Genomic DNA, 26,771 nt, shown 5'->3' with positions numbered 1-26,771 from the left:
AAAATAACCATATATATGCCGAACGTGACTGCATATATATGGCTATTTTTTATCGTCCGTGCCGTCCGTCACCTACGCATTTGCCAGCTGGCGTCCAAGCTCCCTACACTCCTCAAGGCCTTCTGCGTCAGGTGTCTCATGGCACATAAGTCCGGCTCCGCCTACGAGTTCTGCGCCTGCTGACTGCATTCTCGCCTCCCAGTCGCGCATCCACTCGCCATCTCCCCAGCCGTATGAACCGAAGAGTGCGATCTTCTTGCCTGAAGCAAATCCCTCAACCTCAGCAACGAATGGCTCCATCTCAGCCTCCTCAAGAACCTCAGCTCCCATAGCCGGGCATCCAAGTGCAAACACCGGCTCATCCTTGAGAGCATCAGGCGTGATGCTGCTTACGAATACTACCTCTGCTTCCTTTCCGGCCTCTCTCACGCCGTCTGCGATAGCCTCCGCCATCATCTGTGTATTTCCGCCCTGTGTCCAGAATACGATATTAATTTTGCTCATAATAATCCTCCTTATGAAATTATATGTAAAAGGGGGCTTTCCCTATACATCCTTGTAAACTGTGTTTATCTGCATCTTTCCATATACTTCTACGCCGCGTTTCTGCTCGCCGTGTACATCCCCATGATATCTCTAATATGCAGTCCATTTGAAAGAAATTGAATAAGTCTCTCTTCCGCACATTCAAATATATGAAATGTTCTCCGCTTTGATTCAGCATCCTCATATACCTTCCAATAACCGGAGCAAAGTGCATTTCTTCCGTTCTGCAGAATAAATCCCTCCACATCCTCTGGCGGGTATCCCAGCAACAAGCCCATCTCGTGTGGGAACCACTCCTTGCCAAGAGATCCATCGCCACAAGCCAGATCTTCATGTGCCAGTTGTTTTGAGGTGAATCTTCCTCTGCTCTTTAAGTACTGCTGATATTTTTCACGAAACACCGCAAGTATCTCAGAAAGCTCCATGTCCTCATATCCCAGCTCAGACATAAGTCTTTGCACATCATCCCTCCGGACAAATGCCCTGAGCTTTGCCGCATTGTAGATAAATACATTTACCCTGCCACAGGTTGCTCCCAGTGTGTACATACATATATCACTGTCCTTCAGTATCTCCACCATCTGACGATATCCGCTGAGTTCTATGTTCAGCAGATTTGACACCTTGACACCCGTTATCACCGGTGCACATTGAAGTGCCATCTGAAGTTCCACGTCACCGAGCTCCATGCCCTTCATGATCTCCCATGTATTTTCACTCATACAAAACCTCCTTGTGACAAATAGGTTTGGTTAGGCTTGTCTAACTCTAGTGAAAATACTACATGATTCCTCCCCGAACGTCAATAACCCGGAGTGAGACATTTTCTCACTCCGGGTTATCTTGTTGATTAAAAATATACATTTATAAATTCTGCTTTATCATCGTCCTGCGTGGCTCTTTATTTCCGCCTGTTACCATATTGAGCAGCCGCCACACACCATATGCACAGATCCCACACACAGCCACAGGTACAAGGAGCACTACTATGACTCCTGTGCAGACTCCTGTAACCAGGTATCTAAACCATTTCATCACATCACCATTCCTCATATCTACTGCCATCTTAATGCATTCCTCTCATTACATTATAAGCTGATCTTCTTAGTAAGCAGTGTCGCACTTCCTATATAACTGCCGATCATGCATACAACATAGAGAATAAGCTGCGGTATGTTCTTATACATCGCGTCAAGCATAGTCTCCACCTGCACGTTCTTCCCAAGGTGCGGAAGCTTGTATGCTATGTAGCTCACCAGCACATAAAGAGCCACAAAAAGTATAAAGCTGACAACGCCCTTTATCTTCTTATTCTGGAGCACTGTGGAAGACAGTGACACTGCGAGGTACGCTATGGTGATCATTGTATAGAATTGAATAAGTGCTACTACTATGAACCCTGCAACATTTGCAATGACACTTCCTATTGACAACCCTCTTGTTCCCAGAATATCATCCAGCACAAGCTCAACGCCAGCTACACCGCCGTTATGTGACTTAAGCAGGTTATAATCAACAACTATAAGCAGTCCAAGAAAGGCCACAAGTGTCGCACCGGTGAGCAGGATTGAAAGCAGCTTTGCACCGATAATCTTGTAATTTGAAATTGGCGTCATAAACACCATATACCCCGTCTTGTTCTTCAGATCCTGACTGTATATTATCACACCATATATCAAGACGAACATAAACGAAGCCCAGCCTCCCATCACAAGGAAGATGATACCAAGTCCAGCTAACAAATCCTTTTCTGCAAATATTCCAATCACGAACAGCAATTCTGCTGCCGCAAGAGCCGTTATAACCACCAGAAGTGGAAATACTCCACGTCTGTATTCATATTTCATCATCTTTAACATAATATCTATCTCTCCTTCATCTAACTATGCATATATTTCCTTATACATATCAACTATCGACTTGCCCCTGCTCACTCGCAGCTCCTCCGCATCACCCTGAAGCACACAGGTGCCATTCTTGATAAAGAATGCGTGATCCACGATCCTCTCAAGTTCATCCACAAGGTGGCTCGACATGAGCACGGCTGTGTCATCCGATATATTCCGGACAATCGTGCTGATGATCTTCTCCCTAGCTATGATGTCTATTCCGTTCAGTGGCTCATCAAGCATAACGATCCTGCTGTCTCTGGACAGAGTAACCGCTATCTTGAGCTTTGCCAGCATTCCTGAAGACATGCTCTTCGCCTTCTGATCTGGATTCAGCTCCATCTCAGCAAGCAGTCCCATGTATTTGTCATAGTCAAAGTCATCAAAGAAATCTTTGTAATACTTTCCTATGTCTTTACAGTTCATATATCCGAAGAAGAAAGCCTCCGTCGGCATATACGCTATGTCTTTCTTTGACCTGTATGTCATAGGCACTCCATCTATTGTGATAGTTCCTGAATCCGGCTTGACCAGACCGGCTATGATCTTCATAAGTGTTGACTTTCCACTTCCATTCGGACCGAGCAGCGCATATATGTGTCCCGGCTCAATCTCCAGTGACAGGTCAGATATGGCTGTGGTCGTGATATACTTCTTAACAAGATGTTCGCATTTTAACATTGTATCATTTCCCTTCTTTTTTATTCCTTCTTGTTTCTTTCCTTTTTTCCTTTTTATTTACTTCCCAAAGTGTTCTTTTAGCAACTCTAGGATCTCATTCTGTGAAAATCCCATACCAGTGAGCTGTTCGTCAAAGCTCTGTATGATTTCCTCTATTCTCTCCTTTTTCAGGTCGTCTATGACCCTGTCATCCTCCGTCACAAATGTTCCTATTCCACGTCTGGTATAGGACAACCCCATAGACTCCATCTCGCTGTAAATCCTCGCTGCAGTATTCGGATTTATCTGGTATTCTATGGCAAGTTCTCTTGATGACGGAAGCTTAGATCCCAAAGGCAGTGTGCCCGCTATGATCTTCTGCTTTATATCCTCTATGACCTGAAGATATATGGGGATATTCGTCTTAAATTCCATCACACACCTCCTCCTTGTATGTTGTCTAGCTCTTCTATACCGCTGTACTAGTTGAATAGTACACTAGTATCATAGCATTGTCAACTGTATTTTTAAATAAAGCATATTTTTTTAGTTTTTTGTCATCTAGATAGTAACTCATGCATCCGGCCATCTCGCCATCTTTGCTTATTACCTACATTTTATCTCATATACATTGTTTTCACTTAAAAGATAAAAAATTATCCATAAAACACATTATTCTGTGTCCTACGGATAATTTTTTAAAATTTTTTCTTTTTTAGAGCTTTTTCATCTATTTGGAGATAATTTTGTATCTTTTCCCTGCTTATCCCAACAGCCACTAGAGAATTCATACAAATTAAATTTCTAACAAGCCCTCAGCACCAGTGCTTGCAGCTCGCACACATTCATATAAAGCTTCTCAACTCTGTCTGCAAATGTCGATGTGGAGAATTCATCTGCCGACTGCACTGCATTTCGTCTGAGCTGATGCCTTAAAGCAGGACTCATATCAAGCCACTTCACCAGCGCAGTTTCAAATGTTTCCTCATCAGTAAATTTCCAGCCATTCTTTCCCGGATCAACCACATCTACAAGGCACGGATCCTCTCTGCACAGAAGCGGCACTCCCGCTGCCAGAGCTTCTACATATGTAAGCCCCTGAGTCTCGCTCGTGGATGCACTTACGAAGAAGTCACCAACCTGATAATACTCAGCCACCTTATCAGGCTCGATCATGCCTGTAAATATCACACTCTCTGAGATTCCAAGCGCTCTTACCTGTTCCTCTACCTCCGCCCTATATGGTCCGTCTCCAACTATCATGAGGATTGTACCATACCCGTGCACTCTCTTCTGGCATCTAAGTATCTCCTGGATATTCTTCTCCTTCGCCAATCTGCCAACATAGAGAAGAACTGTCTGGTCATCACTGAGTCCGTACTGCTCTCTGATTCTGTGTCTGCTGTCCGTTCCAATATATTTTCCGAATTTATTCATGTCGATTCCAGAGGGGATCACCTCAACAGGACATAACACATCATACTTTTCAAGCACATCCTCTATCTTCCTGCTTGGTGCTATCATGGCATCGACCCTCGATGATAACATCCTGGTAAGTTTCTGCACAACTTTGCGTCCCCACGCTGCATTTGGCGAAAAGTAATGAGTGTAATCCTCGTATATCGTGTGGTATGTGTGCACTATCGGCGCATTTGTCTCATCTGCTATCTTCTTCGCCATGAAGAAGGTTGAGAACTCGCATTGGGAATGTATGACATCTGGTTTCCATTCTATGAGTTTGTCTATGACCGCCTTGATAACAGGCATCTTAAGCCTCGCCCCCGGATAAATCTTTCCGGCACCTACTGACGCCGCATATATCACATCTCCAACTATATATGTGTGGTGATTTCTCGAGAGTGTAAGTATCTTTACCTCATGTCCTCTTTTCTTAAGTTCATTTGACAGATTTACAACCGATGTCACAACTCCATTTATAACAGGTTCATACCAGTCCGTAGTAATAAGTATCTTCATGATCTATCGTCTCCTTCTATTTCAGGCGGCTTTCATTCTGTCCATCACCACCTGCACCTTATCCTCATATCAACTACTTTCTGGTTATTACTCTGCCATACACTTATAAATTTTCGTTGTAACAAATCTAAATATTATATAAATTGTATCTATGGGCACCCCATAAATGTATCTACGGTCACCCCATAAACGGATAGTTATCTGTCATTGATTGATTATCAGTTTCACAAAAGTTTCTCGGATATTCCTGGGTGAATTTCTTGACAATTTATTTAGAAAACTCCTTGCATTTTTTTCAGAATCTTCTTATACTATTATGGCAGTGTTGATATAACACTATCGGTGCGTGGCTCAGCTTGGTAGAGCGCTTCGTTCGGGACGAAGAGGTCGTGGGTTCGAATCCCGTCGCACCGATTTTTTATGCGCAAAAATATCTTGATTTCCTGTCAGAATATCACATCTGATCTCTTATCCGAATCAGTCTTGAAATACTCCACCATATTGTGACCCGTTATGTCTGCAACCACCGATGAAGGGAACTGACTGCACAGATTGTTATAATTTGTCACACCTGCATTGTACAGTCTTCTTGCCGCCTGGATGTGCTCCTCCGCATTTGTGCAGCTGTTCTGAAGGACCTCTATATTCTTGCCCGCCGTCAATTCCGGATACGCCTCCACTACTGCATTTATCTGATCCGAAGCGTTTTTCATAAGCGTCTCCACTCCTGTCTTTTCATCAGGTGTCATTCCTTTCCTGAGCTTTATCGATGTTATCAGATTCTCGCTCTCATACGACATATATGACTTTACAATCGCATACTGTTTTGTGAGCAGATCATATCTCTTTGCAAGAGCAATATCCACATCCGAATCCAGCTCTCTTACCTTATTTTCCGCTGCTTTCAGAGCATTTGCAGTCTTTATCACATACGCTAAAAATATCAAAACTATTACCACCAACACACCAAATACTAACACACCTTTGCTAAATAATATTGTAAACATACATTTTCCTCCGTGTACTTTTGCTCATTTTCACAATTTCTCTTCTATAGTAACAGAGCCGCATCCAGCGTCTCCTGCAGCATGCGCAGGTATTTGTCCAGATAAGCTTCCACATCATTCATACTCTTTATATTTTTCTCTTCGTCAAATACCATGTATTTATCACTCTTGCTTATACACATATACAATCTGTCCCCATCGAATGTCACATGGAGAGCCGCCTTCTCCTTTGGATAAAGTGCCGCCAGCCTCTCCATAACATACGGGGTAAGCATATAAAATATATTCTCCTCATCATTGCATTTTATAGTGAACAGCAGATTAAAGTTCTCGTTTTCTGTCTTTTCTATTCTTCCCACTGCGCCACTCTCCGAACCACACTTCAATATATTCTTCATCGCCAGTTCAGAGTTTCCCATGACTCCCAGCAAAGCCGATGAAACCTTTCTATATGGTATCTCAACAACCAGCCCCCCAAATAATTTGTCTATTTTTTTCTCTTTATCACCATCACTGTCCTCGTGATAATACTCGTACTCCATGTATTCATAACTGCACCTGAAATGAACACCTTTGTATGTTCCCTCCACCATGTCGCGGCCGTTAACCAGCAAAGGCTTGCCATCCAGTGTAAATGGTCTGCCAGCAAAGCAGTTCAGTCTTCTCATCTGTTCATCAGGAAGTCCACCCTGATGTCTGTATACGCTACCCTCTCCATAACGTCTCCTGATAATCTGTGGGATCAGCTCCGTGTAAATCACACTGGAATCTGAAATATTCTCTTTTTTCTTTTTGCTCTTACTCACCCATCTGAATATAAGGAAGATAACTACTCCGTATACGATCACCAGTCCGCCGGGATTTTCTGAATCTGTTCCGCCACCAGCTCCCGCACCGCCTGATGATATGTTGTCCATACCGCCAAATATCTGCTCTATCCTGTCAAATATCTGCTCAGTTATACTTATACCGTCTATCAGCCCGGCCTCATTAAGTATCGTGAACGCCATGATCACCACTACTACGGTTATGAGCACTATTCGTATCCCGAGCCATTTTGTCCTTCTCTTCGCATCCGCCTGATCGCTCCTTCTCTGAAAATCACCGGGCAAGCCTCCATTCTCGTATCTTGATATAACATCCTCTGACCGATCATTCTGTCTGGCTTCCCCGTAGAGCCTCTCCTCTATCTCCTGGCGCCACATGGCATCAAGTGCTTCCCATCTCAGCTTTATCTGCTCATTTGTCATGCCCTGCTCCCGCATCTCTTTCTCTCTTTGGCTGCGGTATATTCTGGAATACATGTTGGGCGCTCCAGCATCCGGTCCAAGATACATTCGGTCTCTCTCATCTATCGGCAGATCGGCATATGCATCTCCGGGCATAAGCGTCCCATCCGCATAGTTCCTGACATGATACTTGGCTGATTCATTTGCAAATTCAAGCGCGCGAGCCAGTCTATCCCCGTATTCCTTTTTCATCCGTGATTTCTCCTTTATCCCCGTCCAGATCAACTGTTATTTGATTTACTATAAAACTTTTTCACATCTGCCCACTATCAGCGCCATGTAAAATTTCAGTCAAATGCGTGCAAGACGGCACTTATCTGCTCAATATAACCGGCGACTCCGCAGTATCAAATGAAGGTGGGGACGGAGGGGACAGGTACCTCCGTCCCCACCTCTGTCTCCATTTTTCTCAGGGCGCCTCTATCTGAGCAACGAAAGTTTTTTATCCCCCTAAATGTTATTTCACAGATATACTTTAGCAAATTTGCGTATAAAACTCCTGTTCACTGTCCATACTCTATTTAGAAGAAAATCCACAGACTGCCAGGCAGTCACCAGTTTTTTCAGATAGATTCATAATTTCAGGAGGTATACAGTACATGTCAAATATGTTTTGTTTTCAGTGTCAGCAGACAGCGGGGGGATCCGCATGTATCAATACTGGAGTGTGCGGCAAGCAGCCATCCACATCTAATCTACAGGACGAGCTTGTGTGTGAGCTTATAAAACTTGCAGAACTCTCAAAAAATGAGAATAAACACAGCGCGGTCGCCGACAGACTTATCATAGACGGTCTTTTCACAACCCTGACAAATGTAAACTTTGACGACAATGCAATAAAAGAATTTATGGGAAGGGTTAAAAACGAGCAGAACAAGATCAGCAGACCTGAGGCTGAAAAGATACAGGTGATCGACCTATGGGATGGTGACACGGATATAGTGTCCTTGCGTTCCACCCTGCTGTTTGGACTCAAGGGTATGGCGGCATACGCCCATCACGCCATGAATCTCGGCTACACAGATAATGAGGTTCTGAAGTGGTTCTACAAGGGACTGTGCGAGGTTAACAGGGAGCACAGCGTCACCGAATGGATAGAACTCATCATGGAATTGGGCCAGGTCAATTTCAAATGCATGGAGCTGCTGGACAAAGCCAACACTGAATCATTTGGCAATCCTGTGCCTACGAGAGTAAATGTTGACATCAAAAAAGGGCCATTTATCGTGGTCTCCGGTCACGACCTGAACGACCTGTCACAGCTCCTTGAGCAGACTGAAAAGACAGGAGTAAATGTATATACCCACTGCGAGATGCTGCCTGCGCACGGCTATCCGGAGCTTAACAAATACCATAATCTGGCGGGCAATTTCGGAACCGCATGGCAGAGCCAGCAGACAGAATTCGAAAATATACCCGCGCCGGTGCTCTTTACCACCAACTGTCTCATGCCGCCAAGGCCGAGCTACAAGGACAGGATCTACACCACATCAGTCGTGGGTTATGACGGCATGGTTCACATCTCAGGTACAAGAGCAGGGAAGAAAGATTTTACCCCTCTGATCAAGCACGCACAGAAGCTTGGCGGCTATGAACACGACAGGAGCATGAGCGGCATAAACGGCGGCCATATGCTGACGACCGGATTTGGCCACAACGCAGTTCTGTCACAGGCTGGCAAGATCATAGATGCAATCAAGGCTGGTCATATCAAACACATTTTCCTCGTTGGCGGCTGCGACGGCGCACATCCGGGACGCAACTATTACACCGAATTCGTAAAGCAGACTCCGATGGACACCCTTGTCCTCACCCTCGCCTGCGGCAAATACCGTTTCAACGATCTCGACCTCGGCGAAATTGACGGGATTCCTAGAATACTCGACATGGGACAGTGCAATGACTCCTACAGTGCCATCAAGGTTGCTTTGGCTCTGGCTGATGCATTTAATTGCAGCATAAACGACCTCCCACTCACCCTTGTCCTGTCATGGTATGAGCAGAAGGCTGTCTGCATACTCCTCACCCTGCTGTCGCTGGGCGTGCGCAACATGTATATCGGACCGACACTTCCGGCATTCATGTCCGAGACCGTGGTGAAATATCTGGTGGAGAATTATAAGCTAAACCCGATCACTGCTCCTGAACAGGATATGGATGCGATACTGAAACGTTGAGTATATCACTTATACTCTCCGCCATATCCGCATTTATCCCTATAGCTCTGTTTCCAAGACTTTCTGGAATCACAGCCTGATCGAGATTTAACCTGACAAGGGTTACGTTATCGTGTTCTCGTGTCAGCTTCTCAAAAGGAAAGCGGATTATTGTTGGGGTGTTAAAACCTACCCCCAGTTCAAGAAGTACAAGCTTACTGTCTATAGACTTTGTGACAAACTCACTAAAATTCCGCTCTGCCTCATACCAGGCACTGTCCTGAACAAAATAACCATCCTTGCGGAGGTTCATGTCCATAGAACCTCCGCAGACAGGACAGCGCGGATACAGTTATCGATACAATTGTGGCATGGCACATAACATCCGGTCATACCGCTGTTTGCAGCGTTTACTATGCCTTTCTCATCATTTACCTGTGTCGGGTATTCATCCTGTATCAATAGAACGGCTCAAGCACATATCTGCTGTCATCCGGGTACACACTGTTCATAGATGGATTCTCCGCAAATATCCTGTCGATCCACAGCTTCTGATCATCCAGCCTGTGCGCCTTTCCGCTCAGCCTTATCATCTGATATTCTCTGTTCATGCCCGTCACCGCAACATTTCCATCACGCATGAGCTGCGCGTAAAAATCCTTGTCCCTTGCCGTGCAGAAATAAACTTTCACACCTTCAAACAGCACTGAGAAAAAGACATATACTTCCGGCAATATATCTGCCAGATGCAAAGTTACAGTAAAATAAAAAATAAAGTGGACGGGGGATTCAATCCTCCGTCCACTTATGTGTTTTATATTTAGTTGTTGGATACCGTTTCCTCGGATTGCTGCGCCTCCAGCGACACAGTCTCTCCGGACATATACTTCACATAATCCAGATAGTCATTATTCCAGTCCGCATACTTTTCTGAATGTCTCTTATCCTTAAAAGAATAATTCTCTGAAATATATTTTCCAAGATAGGCGCTTACCTTCTCTGCGCCCTTGCAGTTGAGATGTCTTCCGCCATCCCTCGTGTCGGTGCTCCAGTCAATCGCATAATCACCCTTGAGCGTATTCATATCGACAAATTCAATATTCTTGGCTTTAGCATACTTAACCATGGCATTGTGTCTTGCATAATTCCATGACTTCGCCGTCGGAGTCTCCATGAACATGATCTTGATTCCATTCTTCTCACACTTGTCTATCAGCTTATCGAGCAGTATCTTTGATACCTCCGGTATGTCCTCAACAGCCTTGGTTTCCACCATCTTGCTCTGGCCTGAAAACGGCTTGACCTCCATGCTGAGATACTGTCCTCTTGAGGCTGATCTGTATGTGTAGTCCCTGGCACCGAACATGTCCGAAACACTCATGCTCTTCCACCTGTTGTGGTACTGTGCAAGAGGCAGATACTTATATGCCAGATTCTTCAGGTTGTTCTCAACCTTTTTCAATGTCGTCTTGCCTGTCCAAAGCATATTCACATCAAACACCACCAGCTTTGGCTTCTGACATGTGAGCACTTCATCCAGAAGGTTGGATGCCCCGGTCACATTCTGGAATCCCTCAGCCGCCACATATGTTGGAATTCCATATTTGTTCCATATATACATCGGAGAACATGCACTGTAGGCATTGCTGTCTCCAAGCACCAGTACGTCTATCGAATTCTTCGGTTCTCCATAGAAGCCCCTTGCATTCGAGTTGGTTATTCCGCTTCCCGGATCGCTCCGCTTCGGAGTAAACGCAGCTCCCAGCACTCCCATGATCATCACGGCCACCAGGGCAAATGCTATGGATTTTATTATATTACGTCCACTTTTCTTCATAGATAAATCACCTCTAAAACTGTGCATATATAAATCCAGCCACCTCATAGCCCTTGCCATATGCTCCGAGTATGATCACTCCAAACAGCAGCACATAGTAAACTGCCCATCTGAGGACTATATTCTTCGTGGCAAGCTCTGCTCTTATCTGATGTCCCTTCTCCTTGTAAAGTCCAACCAGGAACAGAATGAGCGCGCCCACTGCCAGCACTGCAAAATCTGCCATGTCAAGCTTCATTCCAAGCAAAGTTCCATTTGTCAGATCCGCAAATGTAAATCCCCTGAACATGGACACAAACATGTGTCCAAATGCTGTCAGATCATCAGCCCTGAACATGAGCATTCCCACATTCACAAAAATGAAGGTCCTGACAACCTGAAGCAGTCTGTATACCTTTCCCTGGCGGTCAACATTCATTTTCTCATACAGCTTCTTGAAAAGAGGCTCCATGAGAAGTCCGATTACCATGATAGCCCAGTAATAAAGACCATACATGACGTACTTCCAGCTTGCGCCGTGCCAAATACCCGTTCCAAACCACACTATGAACATCGCTATAGACATAGGAACAAATGTCGCGAAGAAAGTATTCATATGTTCCCTGGTCTTCTTACTCAGCTTCACAAATGGCTTGGACAGTGAAACTGAATAGAACACATAGTCCTTGAACCATGCACCGAGAGTCATATGCCACCTTCTCCAGAACTCACTGACCGTCTTTGATATAAACGGCTGGTTGAAGTTCTCTGAGAGTCCTATTCCGAACATCTGGGCACTTCCCCTTACTATATCCATACAGCCTGAGAATTCCGCATAGAGCTGTAATGTGTAGAGCAGCATTCCCACTACTACCGGAAGTCCTGTGTAGCTTGCGTAATTGTCAAATATCTGGTTCACATACATATTTGCGCGATCTGCAATAACTATCTTCTTGAAGAAGCCCCACAGTATAAGCTGGAGTCCCATGGTCATGTTCTCATAACTGAACCTGTGCCCCTCATACATCTGCTCTCCAACAAGATCGAACCTGGCTATAGGTCCCTCAACAATGTGCGGGAAAAATGCAAGGAAAAGTGCAACCTTGCCAAACTTGTCCGATGCCCTGTATTTGCCTCTGTACACGTCCACTATGTAACTCACCGCAGACAGTGTGTAGAACGAGATTCCAAGCGGCATCATCCTCTGATACATCGGATTCTCTACATTTATGTGTATGAGTCCAAGCACATCTGTAAATACCTGTCCAAGGAATACCGAATATTTCAGGAATACCAGAATTCCTACATTCACAAGCACCACGCATACGCACACGCACTTTTTCTGCCATCCGATAAGTGCCTTGTACTCTTTTTTGCTTTCCTTTGGCAGAGCTTTCCTTGCCATGCTGCAGCCATCATCTATCTTGTTTATAAGCAGGCCGCCCACATATATGGTCAACGACCCGAACAGGATAAATATGATATATCTGCCTGAATTGATAAAATAAAACAGATAGCTGAATGCCAGCAGGACCTTCCATCTGTGCTTCAGCGGCACTATATTGTACACTATAAACGCTCCGAGCAATATAAATACCAGATACGATATCGACGTATATGACATATTTCTCACTCCTCCAGTATTTTTTGACGGCAGTCAGTCCCCGTCATCTTCCAATATCTATATCTGCTCTTACTCGTCTTCAAGTCTCTGGATCATATCGTATATGGTCTGGACTGTCTTGAAGTTCTCCGGTGTGATATCAACAGGAGAAATGTCTACGTCAAACTCATCGCTGAGCTGAAGCACCAGCGTAACCATCGTGATGGAATCCAACACGCCATGTCCTATAAGATCTGTCTCGTTCTCATAATCAACTCCAGGTTTTACCTCATTCAAAATCTTTAATAATTCTTCCATAATCTCTTATCTCCTTATCAATAAAATTGTCACACATGCTGCGCGTATTCCGTCTTCAGTCTCTTCCTGTCTATCTTGCCATTTGCATTGTGGGGCATGCTTGTCACCCTGACAAAACGGTTCGGCTCCATGTAGTGTGGGACCCTCTCCTGAAACGCCTTAAGCAGCTCCGTCTCGTCCTTCTTCCTGCCCTCGTAGATGAACACGATCTTGTCCGCCGCATCATCGTATATGCAGGCATAGCTTCTGATACCGTCTATGGCTCCCGCTGCAGCCTCGATCTCGCCGAGCTCTATGCGGTAACCCATGTGTTTTATCTGATAGTCCTTACGGCACACATAGACCAGCTCGCCGTATCTGTTGTATTTCACCAGATCACCGGTCTTGTAGACCAGCTCTGGATAGTACGGATTCAGCGGATTCTGGACAAATGCCTCTCTCGTCTTCTCCGCATTTCCGAAGTAGCCCAGCGCCACAAATGAACCTCTGGCATAGAGCTCACCCTCACGGCTGAAGCCCGTCTCAGGATCGATCTCCGGTGACACCTCCCTGCCGTTCTCATCAAGAACAAACACATCACAGTTGTTGCACGCATGTCCCATCGGCAGCGGCTCGTCATCGGCAAATACTCTGTCCACCACGTAATACGTACATATGTCGGTCGTCTCTGTTGGGCCGAACAGATTTGCATACATGGCATCCGGAAGATTCTGTATCCAGTAATTCAGCGGCTTTGTCGGCATCACCTCTCCGGCAAACAGCACCTTCTTCAGCTCGGGAAGCTGGGCGTACTGGAACAGCTTGTAATTTGCAACGATCTGCAGTGCCGATGGCACCCAGTATATCGTGTTGATCCTGTATGTATTCATGAACTCCATCAGCTTCATAGGGAAGGTGAAATACGCCTTCGGTATGATGTACAGCGTGGCACCATTTTTAAGAGTGCTGTAGAGATCTGACACCGACATGCTGAAGTAGAACGGTGTCTGGCTTCCGAATATCGTACTCTCGTCTATACCAAATGCCTCCGTGTACCAATAGGTATAGGATATCACATTCCTGTGTGATACCACAGCGCCCTTTGGAACTCCGGTCGAGCCCGATGTGAAAAGCGCATACACGGGATCCGTGTCTATCGCCCTGCTTCTGACCGCATCCAACACCGACTGATCTGCACTTGTGTCCAGCTCGTCAAGATTTAATATCCTGAATACCTCTTTGTTCTCGCCTTCCTGTCCATGGCATCCATCTTCATCCACGCCATTTCTGGAAAGCTCCAGTGCCTTCTCCATATGCCCGATGTCAGTCACGACTGCAACCGGATTCAGCGTTCCGAGTATCGACTCGGCTCTGGACGCCGGCATCTCCGCATCAAGTACAACATAGAAATTGCCACTGTAGACAACTCCCATATAGGCAGCCACACTCCCAGGCTTTTTGTCCAGCAACACGGCAACAGGCTTATTCCTCACGCCATCTGTCTTCTCATATATCCATGCACCGATCTGTCTGGAAAGCCTCTCCATCTGACCATATGTGAGTCCGCCTTCCTCATCTGCAACTGCCAGCTTGTCTGGATATTTTAAAGCCGAATTCTCTATAAATTCCAATATATTTTTCAATATTTACCACCTCGTTTAACCACCTTTTTCTTTCTTCCAAAATCGAATAGATTATATGCCATGCCTTTCTGCCAGTTCAACTTAATATACATTCAACAGACTTAATTATATGTAAGAGTTATTACAATATGGTTACACTTCCTCAATCCATCAGCGTAATCCGCACTGCAGCTTCTCACTACACCTGCTATTATAGCCGCCATCCCTTTAAGGTTCAATGAGGCGAATCTTTAAGATATCTTTAAGTAAAACAAAAAACAGCGGCAGACATGTCCATCCACGGACATATCTGTCGCTGACAAATGTATAAATATTTGTTTTCCCGGCACGGCTTACACGCCATACCTGATCCTTAGTCTCTTGACAAATCCCACAGATTTTCTCGCATTGTATAGCTTATCGGCAAATATATACAGGGTTCTGAGCTCTGCCCGGCCTTGCATCCATATAATTCCATCATAAAGAATATGGACTTTCAAGCCTGCCTCTGTCCTCCGTTATATCTCTGAATATAAAGAGATCACAGCCGTCCGTGCCATCTGGGACTACTATTATGCGGAGCCATCTGCCGTCTCTGCCTGCAACACGTGCATCAAACTCCAGATTCTCCTGTCTGTCCCAGCCCTCATATTTCTTTCTCAACTGTCTGTATACCTTCTGATCCATAAGCTGGCTTACCGCACTTATGTCCTCCCGCCGCACCAGCATATGCGCCTCATCCGTTCCGGCACATACCGCACGATCATAAAGTCCTGCTCCATCTTCTCTATTCTTCTGCCTTCTTTCCCTTCTTCTTATATTAATATAAAGATTAAGTATTGCGACAAGAGCTATAAGTTCCAGTATAACTCCTGCCACAAGGCATATATTCATATATTTCATTTCAAACAATCCAAACATTAATTCTCTCCCACACGCAGTTGCCTGCAAACCAAACATCGACAAAATTCACACGACCATTCTTTTCGTTATAACAACATATTATCCTAAAGTATATGGCAAAAAGTAATTCCAGACGCACAAAAACCGCCAATATCGCTTATGATATGGCGGTTTTGTCGATATTCTTATTATTTTCACTCTTATTCCAGCTCCTCCAGAGCATCCAGATAACTCTCCATCCACTGCACCTGCTTTGCGCTTTTCGCATCTTCTTCATCCGGTTCGTCCGGATCATCCGGCCACTCATCGCCCTCGTCAAGCTCCTGCATGGTCAGCCAGTTGTCAGCCACCTCAAGCTGAAGCATCCTTCCATCGTCACACTCCAGACTCACCAGCACCATAAGCGGCTCCCCCGGAAGCCTCTCCTCACAGCCGAAGTCGGCCTCATCTATTCTCTTTATTGTCCACATATTATCACCTCATGTTCTGTAGATGTCATAAATCACTCTACCCGTATCTTCAAAAAGTCTATTAGTGCTTCCAGCGTCAATTCCTCCTTGCGCCATATCCACTCTGTCTCTATCGTATAGAACAGCCCGCCGCCTATGTCACATGCCGCTGCAAACTTCTGTCTCTTCTTTCTGGACTTCTTATACTTGAATATATAATAGTAATAAAGTCTTCCCTCTATCACTTCATGTTTCAGATATGCCCTTGTCCGCAGTTCCTCCGGGCAGGCTTCATCCTCCACCAGCTCATCCAGCACGTAATCCTCAGCCGTCTCATCATCGATAGCCTCCTGAAGTGAACAATAGACAAGTTCCGGCTTAAGCTCCTCATTAAACCCCGCAAATGCCGGATCACTGTCATCGCCATCTATCAGTCTATACCTCTGAGGCAGGTCAAAGCTTATCTTTCTGGCACCTAACTGCAATGAATATGTATTGGTTAATTGTGCATCTCCAGTCATCCCATAGATGTCCGCATATGGCATACCGTTTTTTCCATATACATTCCTATCATTTTCCATACCTGAACCTTCATCTAACTTTATAGATGTGTCCATTGAATCATATGTATATCCGCCACCAGCATTTATCGTGCCAGAATAATCAGCATCACCATATCCTACACCATCATACTCGTTCCCACCGTTAGCTGCTCTATCCGCCTCGCTGGCCTTCTTCGCCTGAAATCCGGATACTAGGAACGACACAAAAGCCAGCAATCCGATCAGAAACATCAATCCCTGTTCCGAAATATACGACCACAGCTCTGACAGATCCGATATATTTCCATGTGACTCATGATATATATTGTATATTCCTGCTCCCCAGAACAGCACCAGCAAGGCCCCGGCCACGACAAAGCAGGCGATCGCACTCTGTAAAACATACTTTAATCTTCTCATCTACCCTTCACCCCTGTCATTTCGCTTTTAATACACACATGCTTGCATCAACATACCGCAGCATCTAATCCAAAGATACCGCATATTATACCCTCCAGTTCGCAGAATATCAATTACATTTGATATTTGATTACTCTTCTCATACAGCCGTTTCATATAGTCTCTTATGCCATATCTGTTATAAAGTCCTGTGAGTGCATCGACCTTGGCGATCTTTGCGCGCTGCCTTGCAAATATGACGATCACTGCAATTATTAGCGCAAAAAGTATTTTCAATGCCACAAGGAACGGTATAGTGTTCGCCTCCACTAATCGCTTGAAGGACACGCTCTGGTTCTCACTCTTCATATACTCGTCCAGCATGATCGTATTTGTCTCTTTGACATCCGAGGCATCCGCCTGCAGATCGGTGTAGTCCTCACCTTTTATCTGCGCCATCGTGCCCTTGAGTGCATCGTTGGAGCTCTTGGAATCGCTCTTCACCATGACCTTCATTACGTCCATGGACTTAACAGAAAACTTGAGCTCAGCGCCATACTTACCGGACTTGTTCATGCCTGCGATCATGGATTTTGATCCGTCTCTCACACAAAAAGAGAACCCCAAATCTGAAGTGTGTACTTCTAATCTGGGGTCCTTTTTCATATATACCGCATGAATCGATTCCCATCATCTTTCTAGGTGGAAGGTTTGTTATTGCAATAAGTGTCTTGCCGACTAACTCCTCTGGCTCATAGAATGCATGGATTCCTGAGAGGATGGTTCTGTCTGTGCCTGTGCCGTCATCCAGTGTGAACTGAAGGAGCTTCTTATGGAAGCTGTTTCATTTGAGGATTATATCAATCGACTAAAAGCACAGAATATTATAATTGAAACCGGAAACTCAAAGAAATACGGAACGGTTACAAAATACCGATTTTCGGTTGAACAACGTTTTCATCGTGGCTACTCTCTCGGTTCATTCTATACCGATGACAACATAAAAAAGAGAATTTCGAGACGACAGGACTATCTGAAAACACAAAAGAAAAAAGCGGAAGAACGAAAAGAAAAGCGAAAAGCTGCTTATGATGCCATGTCGCCCGGTGAAAAAAACTGGATAAAAGTCGATTGAAAATCTCGTCCATGTGTGACTTCTCTGGTGATGTATCACGGGATACCGTTGGCTTGCAGAAATGGTAAAATGTACAGAACGCCAGACGCATGCAGGAGATACAAAAGAACCTGCACGACAGGTACGGCATCCGGTATACCGAGAATTCCAACATCCAAATCCTACAAAAACTACTGGAACAGGCTAAACAGAACATGCATAACCTTGAAGAACAACAGCGGCAAAATGAGCGTGACCTGAAGGAGTTGCAACACCACCAGAAGGAAATTGACACCTATCTAGGGAAAAAGCATGAGGATATTTAGTCCTCATGCTTATCAGTAAAGATTTTATAGGAAGATCATCCATATTCTCATTTCGTAAACTCTACGGAGTAATAATACATATAATCATTCTCTGTATTTAGATAATCTCCGGAAATATCCTGTATCGGTAACATACTTAATCCATTTTTACCATAAACCAAAGCCGCTAACCCCTGCTCTGTTCCAAAATCTATCGGACATATATGGTTTATGCTTGTCGCCGATCTTCCATAATATTTCCGATCTTCAACATCATTTAAAATTGGATTTTCTGTTGTGTATTTCGTATAGTTATCTGCCACAATTAGACTTGCAGAAAATTTTTCAAAATTAGGAACAACCACTATCATTCCAGTTTCGGTAGATTCTGTACCATTAAAAGATATTTCTGCAATTTTCTCATGCGATACTCTTTTTCCGGATTGATATTCAGACAAGTAAACAAAAAGGCATTTATAGTTATCCTTTGTCTTATACCGAAACATCATTACCCCATCTGCTCCAGACATCAGTTCCGCAGTTTTCATTTCCGCACTATCCGGCGATACTTCTTCTATGAAATTTCGGGGTTGTCTCATCTTCTTACACGCTATAACAGCGATTACAGTGATAAATCCTGTCAGAATAATACAAAGTGCTACAATGATTCGTCGCAGAAATTTCTGTTTATTCTTTCCTTCCTTTGACACCTGCAATAGCGTTTCATCAGACTTTTCTCTTACACTATCTTCGCTGATATCTTCACCGGCTAAAAATTCATTGACGCTGATTTCCAATATTTCACACAGTTCCATATATACAGAAACGTCTGGAAGGCAAATTCCACGTTCCCATTTTGAAACAGACTTATCACTCTTCCCGAGCTTATCTGCAAGCTGTCTCTGTGTCAGCCTAGCTCTTTTTCTTTTTTCTGCGATATATCTTCCAATCTTAGCAATATCCATAGGTCATTCCTCCTTTCATCATGACAATCTTATCTTATCACAGCAAAAGAGTACACCCCTCAAAGGTAGAATTGCCACATTTACTGCCTATATCCAATCACAGCCACAACTTTTCCATTCTCTGCCTCTATGTTTGATAGTCACGATATTATATCTGTACGGCTTGTATTTCTGTATTCGCTCGGTGTAACTTTGTATCGTTCCTTAAATGCCCGATTGAATGTTCTCTGACTTTCAAATCCGCTATCATAGCATATATTTGTAATGGCATCACTGGTATTTTCCAAGCGATGGCAAGCATAATTTAGTCTTGCATCATTCAGATATTGATTGAAATTACGATGGAATGTTTTGGAGAATGTTCGTGATAAAACATACTTGCTCACTCCCAAATCTCTTGCCATATCATCTAACGAGAAATTCTTTCTAAAATTACCAGACACGTACGATACTGCCTGATAGACAAGATCTTTACTTCCCACATCTCCTTTCTCGACCAGTTTCAGCTTTCCAATGCATCTTGCAATCAAAATCTGCAGGTATGCCTGTATAACTGCTATATCCATGTGGTCTGTATCTAAGATGGCATTAATTGCCCGGTATACTTCCGGCTCCACCATTTCTGCCTTTATGATTGGGTAATCCGGTGCCATCGTCTGTATAATATCAGCATATTTCCCAATCGCAAATGGTGGAGAAATAATGTAAACCGCCTTATTCACTCCCGAAGAGAAAACCTGATAATGATGGATAATATCAGGAAATACAAAACCAATATCTCCCTTTTCCATGTGGTATAACTCTTGTCCAACTCCCAGCTCCAGTGTTCCATTTGTCACACATACGATCTCCAATGCATTATGTAAATGCGGAGCAACATGCTTCGATTTTCTTTTTAAAGCTAATATTTCTTCTTTTGTATCAACAAATGATAAATGCATTGGTTACGCCCCCTTTGCAAGATTTGTCTACTTTTTCTTTCGATTTGGCAGGCAATCACATTGTATTTATTCTATAATCAGCTTGTAAATAAGGAAAGGAGGTACGCATTATGAACAAGTTTAAGAATTATATGAACAACCTTTTAGTATTCTACGCTGATTACTTTGAACATGTATATCATGCATAAAATACTAAAAGGACTACTTTGTGAAAACTGAATACCTAGCTTGCACAAAAAGCATTGCCTTTCTCGAATGTTCAATTAGACAATGCTTTTCATTACATATAAACCTTAATACTTTGTTGCGTCTGTTACTTCATCAGACTTAATTCCCTTTTCAGCTTTCAATTTTTCATTTACAGCTTCCACGTTCATTCTGGAAAGAACAATCATAATTAACACATCAAGGATCAATGGCAACCATAAATACATAAACTGCATCATATCAAGTGCTGACTGCGGCTGTGTTGCATTTGTTCCGACATAACCACTAAGCTCTAATAACCAGCCACATACTGCAGTTCCGATTCCTCCACCAATCTTTACACCCAGTGATGTACAAGAATACATAGTTCCGTCAATTCTCTTTCCCTGTGTCAGATAAGTATACTCTGAACAAGAAGCAATCACTGCGTTCATATCTCCCTGCCATGGGCCCTGTCCAAGTGCTGCAAGGGCTGTAAATGCCAGCATAAGAGGAATACTTCCCATATATCCTGCTACAACAACCAACGCTCTACCAATAACGGCAATGATATATCCTCTGAGATTCAGCTTGTACATACCATTCCACTTGCCAACGAGTGTCGGAGTAAAGATAAGAGCTATAATAAGTGGGATATTCACCGCCCAGGCGAACTGACCAAAAAGATTCTTGTCCTTCAATACCCATGTCATGTAGTAGATACCAGCACCGATCATGGCACTATAAAGCTGCTGTAAAATATATGTTCCACAGATCATCATATAATACTTGTTCTTTACAAGAAGCTTAAATGCCTGAACCAGTCCATACTTTTCTTCATCTCCTTTTACTTCTCCCTCGTTAAGCTCCTCCTCCGGAAGCTCTTTTACGGAGAGCGCTGAGATTGTATTTACAATCAGACCGATAATTGCATAGATGATTGCTACCGTTCTCCATGCTGCTGCATCTCCACCGCAGTAATCAACAAATTTTACGGTTACAGACTGGATCAAAAGGCTTGTAGAAAATGCGAAGATGAAACGATAAGATCCCATCTGCACACGCTCTTTACTGTTCTTCGTAATCAAAGAAGTAAGTGCAGAATACGCAATATTATTTGCTGTATAGAACACACCATTTAACAATGTATATGCAATAAAGAACCATGCATATTTTGCTGTATTTCCCCAGCTTGTAGGAACCGCAAAACAACATACCAGTGTAATCGCACATCCAATGTAGCCGTAAAGCATCCACGGTTTCGCCTTACCCATCTTGCTGTGTGTCTTGTCAATCATCGAGCCAAAGAAAATGTCTGTAAATCCGTCAAACAGTTTGGAAACTGCGATCAACGTACCTACTATACCTGCTGCAAGTCCGACTGAATCCGTCAGATAAATCATCACAAAGGATGTTTAAAATGCATATACTACATTTCCTGCTATATCGCCGGATCCGTATCCGACTTTGTTATACCATTTTAAATACTTTTTTTCTTCCATAGAATCACTCCTCATCTTAATCATGTTTAGAATTTCATGTGTCAAACAGTCTGATGCCTATATTATTCTAAATGCTTTTACTTTTGTTCTCTTGTATCCCGAATATCCCCGTATGTCCGGACTTATACGTCGATATTCGGGAAACGAGTTATATCATTATCCTTTCACATACGGAACCAGTGTAAACCGGAACCGGAATAATCTATCATCAAATCTGTATGCTTCTAACACGTCTGGTCCGCAGCTGTTAGAGCCTATTCCATTCTGTGCATAATCAAGACAGAATACCGTACTGTCCGATTCTATCAATTCATAGTTATGTGCCTTTTCTTCCAGCTCCTCCTGTGTATAGAAGGACGCATTGAATGAAAATGTATCTTCCTCTGCAACGGCAGTGATACCGTACTGGCTGTTGCCAAGCTCCACATAATCGCAGTCGTAGTGACTTCCGTTTTCCTGTGGGCGGATATAGTCCTCATGCATATCGGAAACCTTCAGACGATACAATCCGTGGCTTGCTGCTCTATGCTTGTCCCGGTAGCTTTCCTGCGGTCCCATACCGAAGAACCCTGCATCTGTAAGCTTCTTATCTAAGAACATTCGCACACCAAATCTTGGTAGATCCGGGAACTCCTCATCCTTTTTCACTGCGATATCCGCTCCAATTCTTCCGGCTGCGTCAATCGTCCAAGTGATTGTCACATCCATAATTTTCTGCACGGTTGCTGCCACGACCGAAGCCTGACTTGTCACAGTTACTCCGTGCTTTCCCTGAATCACCTCTGACTTGTATGCTCTTGTATAGGCTTCGTTGTAGTGGGCTTTCTTCCACTCTGCCTTGATATACATATCGTTATCCGTCGGTGCTCTCCAGATGTTCAGTTCCATCGGATGATTCATATATTCTCTGCCTGCAAATGTCAGGCTGTCAAAAAGTGCTGTCCGCTTGTTGACCGTATAGGAGAAATCCCGTCCCTTTATGATGATCTCTGTATCATTTTCCTGTACCTGAATACCCGTATCAGGCACTTCCTTTGTAAGCCAGCCTACTGCCTGCTGATTCTTTGCACCCTTACTGCTTACATCTATCTCATCAAAGCCTAAGACATACGCCTTGGAAAGAAGCGGGATATCCTTCTTCAGCTTATAGAACAGCTTCAGATATACCTTTCCATTCTCCGGAATTGAAAGCTTTAAAGTTGTGCTTCCATCACAATGCGGTAAAATGGATACTTCGGAAAGCTTCCCCTTCCCGATTACAAGCCCATCCTGTGACAGCTCATAGGTAATCTCTGCATAATCCTTCAGATCATCAAAATCCATATAGTTGTGAAGCACTAATTCTCCACTTGCTGCATCATACGATACTACTCTTGCCGGGCGATATACATTCTTGTACTCCAAAAGTCCGGTGTGTATCCTTCTGTCCGGATATACCAGACCATCCATACAGAAGTTGCTGTCATGGATTACTTCTCCATGATCGCCGCCATAGGCATAGATCGTCTTGCCATTTTCGGCTACACCATGGGCGATTGCATGATCGCACCACTCCCATACGAAACCACCGCACATCTTATCCTCTGCCTGTATCATCTGGAAATAATCTTCAAAATCTCCGGGACCATTTCCCATACTGTGGCAGTATTCCACCAGAAGAAATGGTTTGCTGCCATCCTTTTCCAAATATTCCTCTATCTCAGTAAGTGCCGGATACATACGGCTGTATAAGTCAAGATTCCCGTAATCATAGGTTACATCGTAATTGCGGTATCTGGCACTCTCATACTGCGTGATACGTTCCGGGTCAAATCCCTTTGTCCATGCCAGTGCCTTCTCAAAGTTGCAGCCATAAGCGCTTTCATTTCCCATAGACCACATCACGATACAAAACCGGTTCTTGTCACGCTCCACCATCAGCTTCACACGGTCAACAATCGCAGCTTCCCATACCGGATCATCTGCTATCTTCTCATTCCAACGCTTAAAGCGGTTGTAATCCGTATCCTCTTTTCGATACAGCATAAATGGTCCGTGTGCTTCGATATCTGCCTCGTCAATCACCATAAATCCATAGCGGTCGCACATTTCATAGAAAAATGGTGCATTTGGATAATGGCTGGAACGAATGGCATTGAAGTTGTGCTGCTTCATCAGGGTAAGGTCTGTCTTGATCTGCTCCATGCTAATTGTAAATCCGGTGACCGGATCGGAGTCATGGCGGTTCACACCACGGAATTTAATCTTCTGTCCATTTAAGTAGATTACCTGATTCTTGATCTCGATCTTGCGGAGTGCTATATGGTCTACGATTACCTCCTGCTCCGTCTCCAGAATAATCGTATACAGATACGGATTCTCTGTATTCCAGAGTGTATAATCTACAATCTCAAAAGTCGCTTCTCCACTCTCGGAAATAACACCCTCGGAAACAACTGCTCCATTCTTATCCTCGAGCTTTACCCGAACCTCTGTCGGCTCGTAAAATGCTGCTGTAAGATTTATCCTTGCAATGTCTGAATCTAATTGTGTTGTAATGCGATAATCACGGATTCCCTTTTCCGGACGTTTTAAGAGATACACATCACGGAAGATTCCGCTCATACGGAACTTGTCCTGATCTTCAAGGTACGAACCGTCGCACCACTTCATCACAAGCACGGAAATCCGGTTCTCTCCTTCCCGCAATACGTCTGTCACATCAAACTCACTGGTCATGTGGCTCACTTGACTGTAGCCTACATAGGTGCCGTTTAACCATACATAAAAGCAGCTATCCACACCTTCAAAGTTAAGATATGCCTTTGGTGCTGCAGCATCCTTTGCATAGTCAAAGGTATGCACATAAGCTCCACATGGAATATCCTGTGGCACATATGGCGGATCAAACGGAAATGGGTAACGGATATTTGTGTATTGGTGTGTATCATAACCTGCCATCTGCCATACACTCGGAACTTTGATCTCATCAAAGCCCTCAACCGAATAACCATCCTCATAAAAGGCATCCTTCATATCATAGATGCTGTCAAAATACTGAAACTTCCATGTACCATTCAATAGCTGCATTCTGTCTGACAGCTCTCTGTGCTCTACCAGGTCATCCATCCGCTTGGAAGCCGGCATGTAATAAGCTCTCGCCGGCATCGTATTGTCATGTAATACACTTAAGTCCTCATAGTAACGTGGCACGATCATAAATAATCCTCCTTCATTCATACAGTTTATACACTTTTTTGTTGCTTGTAACCCTGCAAACAGTTTTCTTCTTACTGTCTGCTTTTTTTCCTTCTCGCTTTTGTTAGATTTATATTACCTTAATCCATTTCTTATGTCTATAAACTAGAATGGACAAAATATGCACAAAATGATACAATAATCCCATCAAGCAGAAAAGTGGACGAACTGCTTGCAACATCGGACACTTTTCTATTTGATAGGTAAACAGTCATAAGCACGCAGGACGATAGTCCGGAGTGCGCATGGCTGGCACGATTTCGAGAGTTCGAAGAACGAAGAAATCGTGATTATTGTATCGAGTGAAAGGAGTGCTGCCCTATGTACATGAACACCGGTTATTTGAAACATTCACATATGGATTTTAAGGATAAAAGCCGACCACTGATTGTCGGTAGCTGCGGAATCTATCGTTTGTCTGAGCACCCAAAGATGCCAACCTATCGCCCAAGAGGACGTGTTGATTTTCAGATTATATATATTGCAGCCGGATGCGGACATTTTCATTTTGATACTGTTGATAACGAAACAATTGTTCCCGCTGGTAACATTGTCATATTCCGTCCAAAAGAGCTTCAGAAATATGAATACTATGGGGAAGATAAGACAGAAGTCTACTGGATTCATTTTACTGGAAGTGATGTAAAAAATATCCTAAGAAAATATGGTTTCCCAGATAACGAGAGAATATTCCCGGTTGGTACATCCATGGAATATGAGCGTATATTTAAGAGAATTATTATAGAATTACAACGTTGTCAGGATAACTACGAAGAAATGCTCACATTATTGCTCCGTCATCTTCTGATCATATTCCAACGTGAGCTTACCAGAGAGCAAGTTTTAAAAAATGAATATCTCGACCACGAGATGGATACCGCCATGACATATTTTAACGAAAATTATAACCGTGATATCAATATAGAAGAGTATGCGACATCCAAGGGGATGAGCGTCAGTTGGTTCATACGAAGCTTCAAGAAGTTCACGGGTTCTACTCCTATGCAGTTTATTGTTGCGCTCCGTGTCAACAACGCACAGGTCTTGCTTGAGACAACCAACTATTCCATCAATGAAATATCTAAGATTGTAGGCTACGATAACCAGCTCTATTTCAGCCGATTATTTCATAAGCTGAAGGGATTTTCTCCGAGGGAATATCGGAAAACCAGAAAGTCGGAAATATAAAACTAAAGCCCATCTATAATAGGAATAACTACTATTATGGAGCTGTTGGTTCTGTAGGCATGATAAGTTTCTTATTTTTCTCATTATGTATGGGACTTTCCTCCGGCATAGGCGTAATCGTTTCTAACTGTTTTGGTGCAAAAAAGAAGAAGAAGTGAAAACTGCGATTGCTAACTCC

The 26,771-nt window shown here is 43.7% G+C and carries 27 protein-coding genes, 1 tRNA gene and 2 pseudogenes; 6 read left to right on the top strand and 24 right to left on the bottom strand.

The features are described 5' to 3' along the window. Positions 1-72 precede the first annotated feature (72 nt). The 7 genes from OCV54_RS06010 to OCV54_RS05980 all read right to left on the bottom strand — a co-directional run bounded on the left by OCV54_RS06010 (position 73) and on the right by OCV54_RS05980 (position 5,072). A complete protein-coding gene (locus OCV54_RS06010; protein WP_055223093.1) occupies positions 73-504 on the bottom strand; it encodes a flavodoxin in 432 nt (143 codons plus the stop codon). A gap of 89 nt (positions 505-593) precedes the next feature. Further along, positions 594-1,268, bottom strand: a complete 675-nt coding sequence (locus OCV54_RS06005; protein ID WP_055223090.1) for a DUF3793 family protein — start codon at positions 1,266-1,268, stop codon at positions 594-596. A gap of 142 nt (positions 1,269-1,410) precedes the next feature. Next, positions 1,411-1,611 (bottom strand): hypothetical protein, encoded by a 201-nt coding sequence (locus OCV54_RS06000; protein WP_015533727.1) that lies wholly within the window; start codon positions 1,609-1,611, stop codon positions 1,411-1,413. Positions 1,612-1,634: 23 nt separating this feature from the next. After that, on the bottom strand, positions 1,635-2,405 hold the full coding sequence (locus tag OCV54_RS05995; protein WP_022217296.1) for a hypothetical protein: 771 nt from the start codon (positions 2,403-2,405) through the stop codon (positions 1,635-1,637). A 24-nt stretch (positions 2,406-2,429) separates the two neighbouring features. Further along, a complete protein-coding gene (locus OCV54_RS05990) occupies positions 2,430-3,116 on the bottom strand; it encodes an ABC transporter ATP-binding protein (protein ID WP_004849959.1) in 687 nt (228 codons plus the stop codon). A gap of 57 nt (positions 3,117-3,173) precedes the next feature. Next, positions 3,174-3,530, bottom strand: a complete 357-nt coding sequence (locus OCV54_RS05985; RefSeq protein WP_022217295.1) for a GntR family transcriptional regulator — start codon at positions 3,528-3,530, stop codon at positions 3,174-3,176. Positions 3,531-3,899: 369 nt separating this feature from the next. After that, positions 3,900-5,072: a glycosyltransferase family 4 protein gene (locus OCV54_RS05980; RefSeq protein WP_022217294.1), complete on the bottom strand. Its 1,173-nt coding sequence runs from the start codon at positions 5,070-5,072 to the stop codon at positions 3,900-3,902. Positions 5,073-5,412: 340 nt separating this feature from the next. Here OCV54_RS05980 and OCV54_RS05975 point away from each other — a divergent pair. Continuing rightward, a tRNA-Pro gene (locus tag OCV54_RS05975) sits at positions 5,413-5,486 on the top strand. A gap of 32 nt (positions 5,487-5,518) precedes the next feature. On the opposite strand, the gene OCV54_RS05970 is transcribed toward OCV54_RS05975, so the two are convergent. Together OCV54_RS05970 and OCV54_RS05965 are read right to left on the bottom strand one after the other, a co-directional pair. Next, a complete protein-coding gene (locus tag OCV54_RS05970; protein WP_022217293.1) occupies positions 5,519-6,079 on the bottom strand; it encodes a LemA family protein in 561 nt (186 codons plus the stop codon). A gap of 44 nt (positions 6,080-6,123) precedes the next feature. After that, positions 6,124-7,560: a DUF3137 domain-containing protein gene (locus OCV54_RS05965; protein ID WP_022217292.1), complete on the bottom strand. Its 1,437-nt coding sequence runs from the start codon at positions 7,558-7,560 to the stop codon at positions 6,124-6,126. A 416-nt stretch (positions 7,561-7,976) separates the two neighbouring features. Here OCV54_RS05965 and hcp point away from each other — a divergent pair, with 416 nt between their 5' ends. After that, on the top strand, positions 7,977-9,545 hold the full coding sequence (hcp, locus tag OCV54_RS05960) for a hydroxylamine reductase (protein ID WP_334291848.1): 1,569 nt from the start codon (positions 7,977-7,979) through the stop codon (positions 9,543-9,545). Here hcp and OCV54_RS05955 read toward each other — a convergent pair. The 11 genes and pseudogenes from OCV54_RS05955 to OCV54_RS14895 form a co-directional block, all read right to left on the bottom strand. Continuing rightward, a complete protein-coding gene (locus OCV54_RS05955; protein ID WP_022217290.1) occupies positions 9,502-9,837 on the bottom strand; it encodes a hypothetical protein in 336 nt (111 codons plus the stop codon). The genes hcp and OCV54_RS05955 overlap by 44 nt on opposite strands. 145 nt (positions 9,838-9,982) lie before the next feature. Continuing rightward, positions 9,983-10,258 carry a hypothetical protein gene (locus OCV54_RS05950; protein WP_055223089.1) on the bottom strand — a complete coding sequence of 92 codons (276 nt, stop codon included), beginning with the start codon at positions 10,256-10,258 and terminating at the stop codon, positions 9,983-9,985. 86 nt (positions 10,259-10,344) lie between these two features. Then, positions 10,345-11,361 (bottom strand): SGNH/GDSL hydrolase family protein, encoded by a 1,017-nt coding sequence (locus OCV54_RS05945; RefSeq protein ID WP_022217288.1) that lies wholly within the window; start codon positions 11,359-11,361, stop codon positions 10,345-10,347. Positions 11,362-11,374: 13 nt separating this feature from the next. Beyond that, complete coding sequence (locus OCV54_RS05940) at positions 11,375-12,964, bottom strand: MBOAT family O-acyltransferase (RefSeq protein ID WP_022217287.1); 1,590 nt, start codon at positions 12,962-12,964, stop codon at positions 11,375-11,377. 69 nt (positions 12,965-13,033) lie between these two features. Next, positions 13,034-13,261 carry an acyl carrier protein gene (locus OCV54_RS05935; RefSeq protein ID WP_015533721.1) on the bottom strand — a complete coding sequence of 76 codons (228 nt, stop codon included), beginning with the start codon at positions 13,259-13,261 and terminating at the stop codon, positions 13,034-13,036. A 29-nt stretch (positions 13,262-13,290) separates the two neighbouring features. After that, a complete protein-coding gene (locus OCV54_RS05930; RefSeq protein ID WP_055223087.1) occupies positions 13,291-14,883 on the bottom strand; it encodes an AMP-binding protein in 1,593 nt (530 codons plus the stop codon). A gap of 456 nt (positions 14,884-15,339) precedes the next feature. After that, on the bottom strand, positions 15,340-15,783 hold the full coding sequence (locus OCV54_RS05925) for a hypothetical protein (RefSeq protein ID WP_055223085.1): 444 nt from the start codon (positions 15,781-15,783) through the stop codon (positions 15,340-15,342). Positions 15,784-15,965: 182 nt separating this feature from the next. Further along, the gene (locus OCV54_RS05920) at positions 15,966-16,235 is read right to left on the bottom strand and encodes a hypothetical protein (protein WP_015533718.1); all 270 of its coding nucleotides are present in this window, start codon (positions 16,233-16,235) and stop codon (positions 15,966-15,968) included. 32 nt (positions 16,236-16,267) lie between these two features. After that, positions 16,268-17,176 carry a hypothetical protein gene (locus tag OCV54_RS05915; protein WP_055223084.1) on the bottom strand — a complete coding sequence of 303 codons (909 nt, stop codon included), beginning with the start codon at positions 17,174-17,176 and terminating at the stop codon, positions 16,268-16,270. 27 nt (positions 17,177-17,203) lie between these two features. After that, on the bottom strand, positions 17,204-17,764 hold the full coding sequence (locus tag OCV54_RS05910) for a hypothetical protein (RefSeq protein ID WP_156327901.1): 561 nt from the start codon (positions 17,762-17,764) through the stop codon (positions 17,204-17,206). A gap of 58 nt (positions 17,765-17,822) precedes the next feature. Beyond that, positions 17,823-17,987 (bottom strand): annotated as a pseudogene (locus OCV54_RS14895) (hypothetical protein); the annotation flags it as partial. Between OCV54_RS14895 and OCV54_RS05900 the strand changes: the two are divergent. Further along, a complete protein-coding gene (locus tag OCV54_RS05900; RefSeq protein ID WP_055223081.1) occupies positions 17,988-18,290 on the top strand; it encodes a hypothetical protein in 303 nt (100 codons plus the stop codon). 89 nt (positions 18,291-18,379) lie between these two features. Then, the gene (locus tag OCV54_RS05895; RefSeq protein ID WP_055223079.1) at positions 18,380-18,595 is read left to right on the top strand and encodes a hypothetical protein; all 216 of its coding nucleotides are present in this window, start codon (positions 18,380-18,382) and stop codon (positions 18,593-18,595) included. A 47-nt stretch (positions 18,596-18,642) separates the two neighbouring features. Here OCV54_RS05895 and OCV54_RS05890 read toward each other — a convergent pair whose 3' ends face one another. The 4 genes and pseudogenes from OCV54_RS05890 to OCV54_RS05875 form a co-directional block, all read right to left on the bottom strand. After that, the gene (locus OCV54_RS05890) at positions 18,643-19,539 is read right to left on the bottom strand and encodes a helix-turn-helix domain-containing protein (RefSeq protein WP_015533714.1); all 897 of its coding nucleotides are present in this window, start codon (positions 19,537-19,539) and stop codon (positions 18,643-18,645) included. A 140-nt stretch (positions 19,540-19,679) separates the two neighbouring features. After that, positions 19,680-20,480, bottom strand: a complete 801-nt coding sequence (locus tag OCV54_RS05885; protein ID WP_055223077.1) for an AraC family transcriptional regulator — start codon at positions 20,478-20,480, stop codon at positions 19,680-19,682. A gap of 293 nt (positions 20,481-20,773) precedes the next feature. Beyond that, positions 20,774-22,168, bottom strand: a pseudogene (locus tag OCV54_RS05880) (MFS transporter). A gap of 156 nt (positions 22,169-22,324) precedes the next feature. Beyond that, positions 22,325-25,366, bottom strand: coding sequence for a glycoside hydrolase family 2 TIM barrel-domain containing protein (locus OCV54_RS05875; protein WP_055223075.1), 3,042 nt, complete (start codon positions 25,364-25,366; stop codon positions 22,325-22,327). Positions 25,367-25,726: 360 nt separating this feature from the next. On the opposite strand from OCV54_RS05875, the gene OCV54_RS05870 reads away from it, so the two are divergent. Together OCV54_RS05870 and OCV54_RS14890 are read left to right on the top strand one after the other, a co-directional pair. After that, complete coding sequence (locus OCV54_RS05870; protein ID WP_055223073.1) at positions 25,727-26,593, top strand: helix-turn-helix domain-containing protein; 867 nt, start codon at positions 25,727-25,729, stop codon at positions 26,591-26,593. 59 nt (positions 26,594-26,652) lie between these two features. Further along, entirely contained in the window at positions 26,653-26,751 is a 99-nt protein-coding gene (locus tag OCV54_RS14890) for a hypothetical protein (RefSeq protein WP_208895981.1), read from the top strand. Positions 26,752-26,771: the final 20 nt, after the last annotated feature.

The organism is Coprococcus aceti, from assembly GCF_025567285.1.
GTDB lineage: Bacteria > Bacillota > Clostridia > Lachnospirales > Lachnospiraceae > Coprococcus > Coprococcus aceti.
This window is presented reverse-complemented; position numbering and strand designations above follow the sequence as displayed.

Excerpts from the sequence above, each read along its gene's own strand:
- OCV54_RS06010 (WP_055223093.1), bottom strand. The coding sequence starts at position 504 with ATGAGCAAAATTAATATCGTATTCTGGACACAGGGCGGAAATACACAG.
- OCV54_RS06005 (WP_055223090.1), bottom strand. The coding sequence starts at position 1,268 with ATGAGTGAAAATACATGGGAGATCATGAAGGGCATGGAGCTCGGTGAC.
- OCV54_RS06000 (WP_015533727.1), bottom strand. The coding sequence starts at position 1,611 with ATGGCAGTAGATATGAGGAATGGTGATGTGATGAAATGGTTTAGATAC.
- OCV54_RS05995 (WP_022217296.1), bottom strand. The coding sequence starts at position 2,405 with ATGTTAAAGATGATGAAATATGAATACAGACGTGGAGTATTTCCACTT.
- OCV54_RS05990 (WP_004849959.1), bottom strand. The coding sequence starts at position 3,116 with ATGTTAAAATGCGAACATCTTGTTAAGAAGTATATCACGACCACAGCC.
- OCV54_RS05985 (WP_022217295.1), bottom strand. The coding sequence starts at position 3,530 with ATGGAATTTAAGACGAATATCCCCATATATCTTCAGGTCATAGAGGAT.
- OCV54_RS05980 (WP_022217294.1), bottom strand. The coding sequence starts at position 5,072 with ATGAAGATACTTATTACTACGGACTGGTATGAACCTGTTATAAATGGA.
- OCV54_RS05970 (WP_022217293.1), bottom strand. The coding sequence starts at position 6,079 with ATGTTTACAATATTATTTAGCAAAGGTGTGTTAGTATTTGGTGTGTTG.
- OCV54_RS05965 (WP_022217292.1), bottom strand. The coding sequence starts at position 7,560 with ATGAAAAAGGAATACGGGGATAGACTGGCTCGCGCGCTTGAATTTGCA.
- hcp (WP_334291848.1), top strand. The coding sequence starts at position 7,977 with ATGTTTTGTTTTCAGTGTCAGCAGACAGCGGGGGGATCCGCATGTATC.
- OCV54_RS05955 (WP_022217290.1), bottom strand. The coding sequence starts at position 9,837 with ATGAACCTCCGCAAGGATGGTTATTTTGTTCAGGACAGTGCCTGGTAT.
- OCV54_RS05945 (WP_022217288.1), bottom strand. The coding sequence starts at position 11,361 with ATGAAGAAAAGTGGACGTAATATAATAAAATCCATAGCATTTGCCCTG.
- OCV54_RS05940 (WP_022217287.1), bottom strand. The coding sequence starts at position 12,964 with ATGTCATATACGTCGATATCGTATCTGGTATTTATATTGCTCGGAGCG.
- OCV54_RS05935 (WP_015533721.1), bottom strand. The coding sequence starts at position 13,261 with ATGGAAGAATTATTAAAGATTTTGAATGAGGTAAAACCTGGAGTTGAT.
- OCV54_RS05925 (WP_055223085.1), bottom strand. The coding sequence starts at position 15,783 with ATGTTTGGATTGTTTGAAATGAAATATATGAATATATGCCTTGTGGCA.
- OCV54_RS05920 (WP_015533718.1), bottom strand. The coding sequence starts at position 16,235 with ATGTGGACAATAAAGAGAATAGATGAGGCCGACTTCGGCTGTGAGGAG.
- OCV54_RS05915 (WP_055223084.1), bottom strand. The coding sequence starts at position 17,176 with ATGAGAAGATTAAAGTATGTTTTACAGAGTGCGATCGCCTGCTTTGTC.
- OCV54_RS05900 (WP_055223081.1), top strand. The coding sequence starts at position 17,988 with ATGGAAGCTGTTTCATTTGAGGATTATATCAATCGACTAAAAGCACAG.
- OCV54_RS05895 (WP_055223079.1), top strand. The coding sequence starts at position 18,380 with ATGCAGGAGATACAAAAGAACCTGCACGACAGGTACGGCATCCGGTAT.
- OCV54_RS05890 (WP_015533714.1), bottom strand. The coding sequence starts at position 19,539 with ATGGATATTGCTAAGATTGGAAGATATATCGCAGAAAAAAGAAAAAGA.
- OCV54_RS05885 (WP_055223077.1), bottom strand. The coding sequence starts at position 20,480 with ATGCATTTATCATTTGTTGATACAAAAGAAGAAATATTAGCTTTAAAA.
- OCV54_RS05875 (WP_055223075.1), bottom strand. The coding sequence starts at position 25,366 with ATGATCGTGCCACGTTACTATGAGGACTTAAGTGTATTACATGACAAT.
- OCV54_RS05870 (WP_055223073.1), top strand. The coding sequence starts at position 25,727 with ATGTACATGAACACCGGTTATTTGAAACATTCACATATGGATTTTAAG.
- OCV54_RS14890 (WP_208895981.1), top strand. The coding sequence starts at position 26,653 with ATGATAAGTTTCTTATTTTTCTCATTATGTATGGGACTTTCCTCCGGC.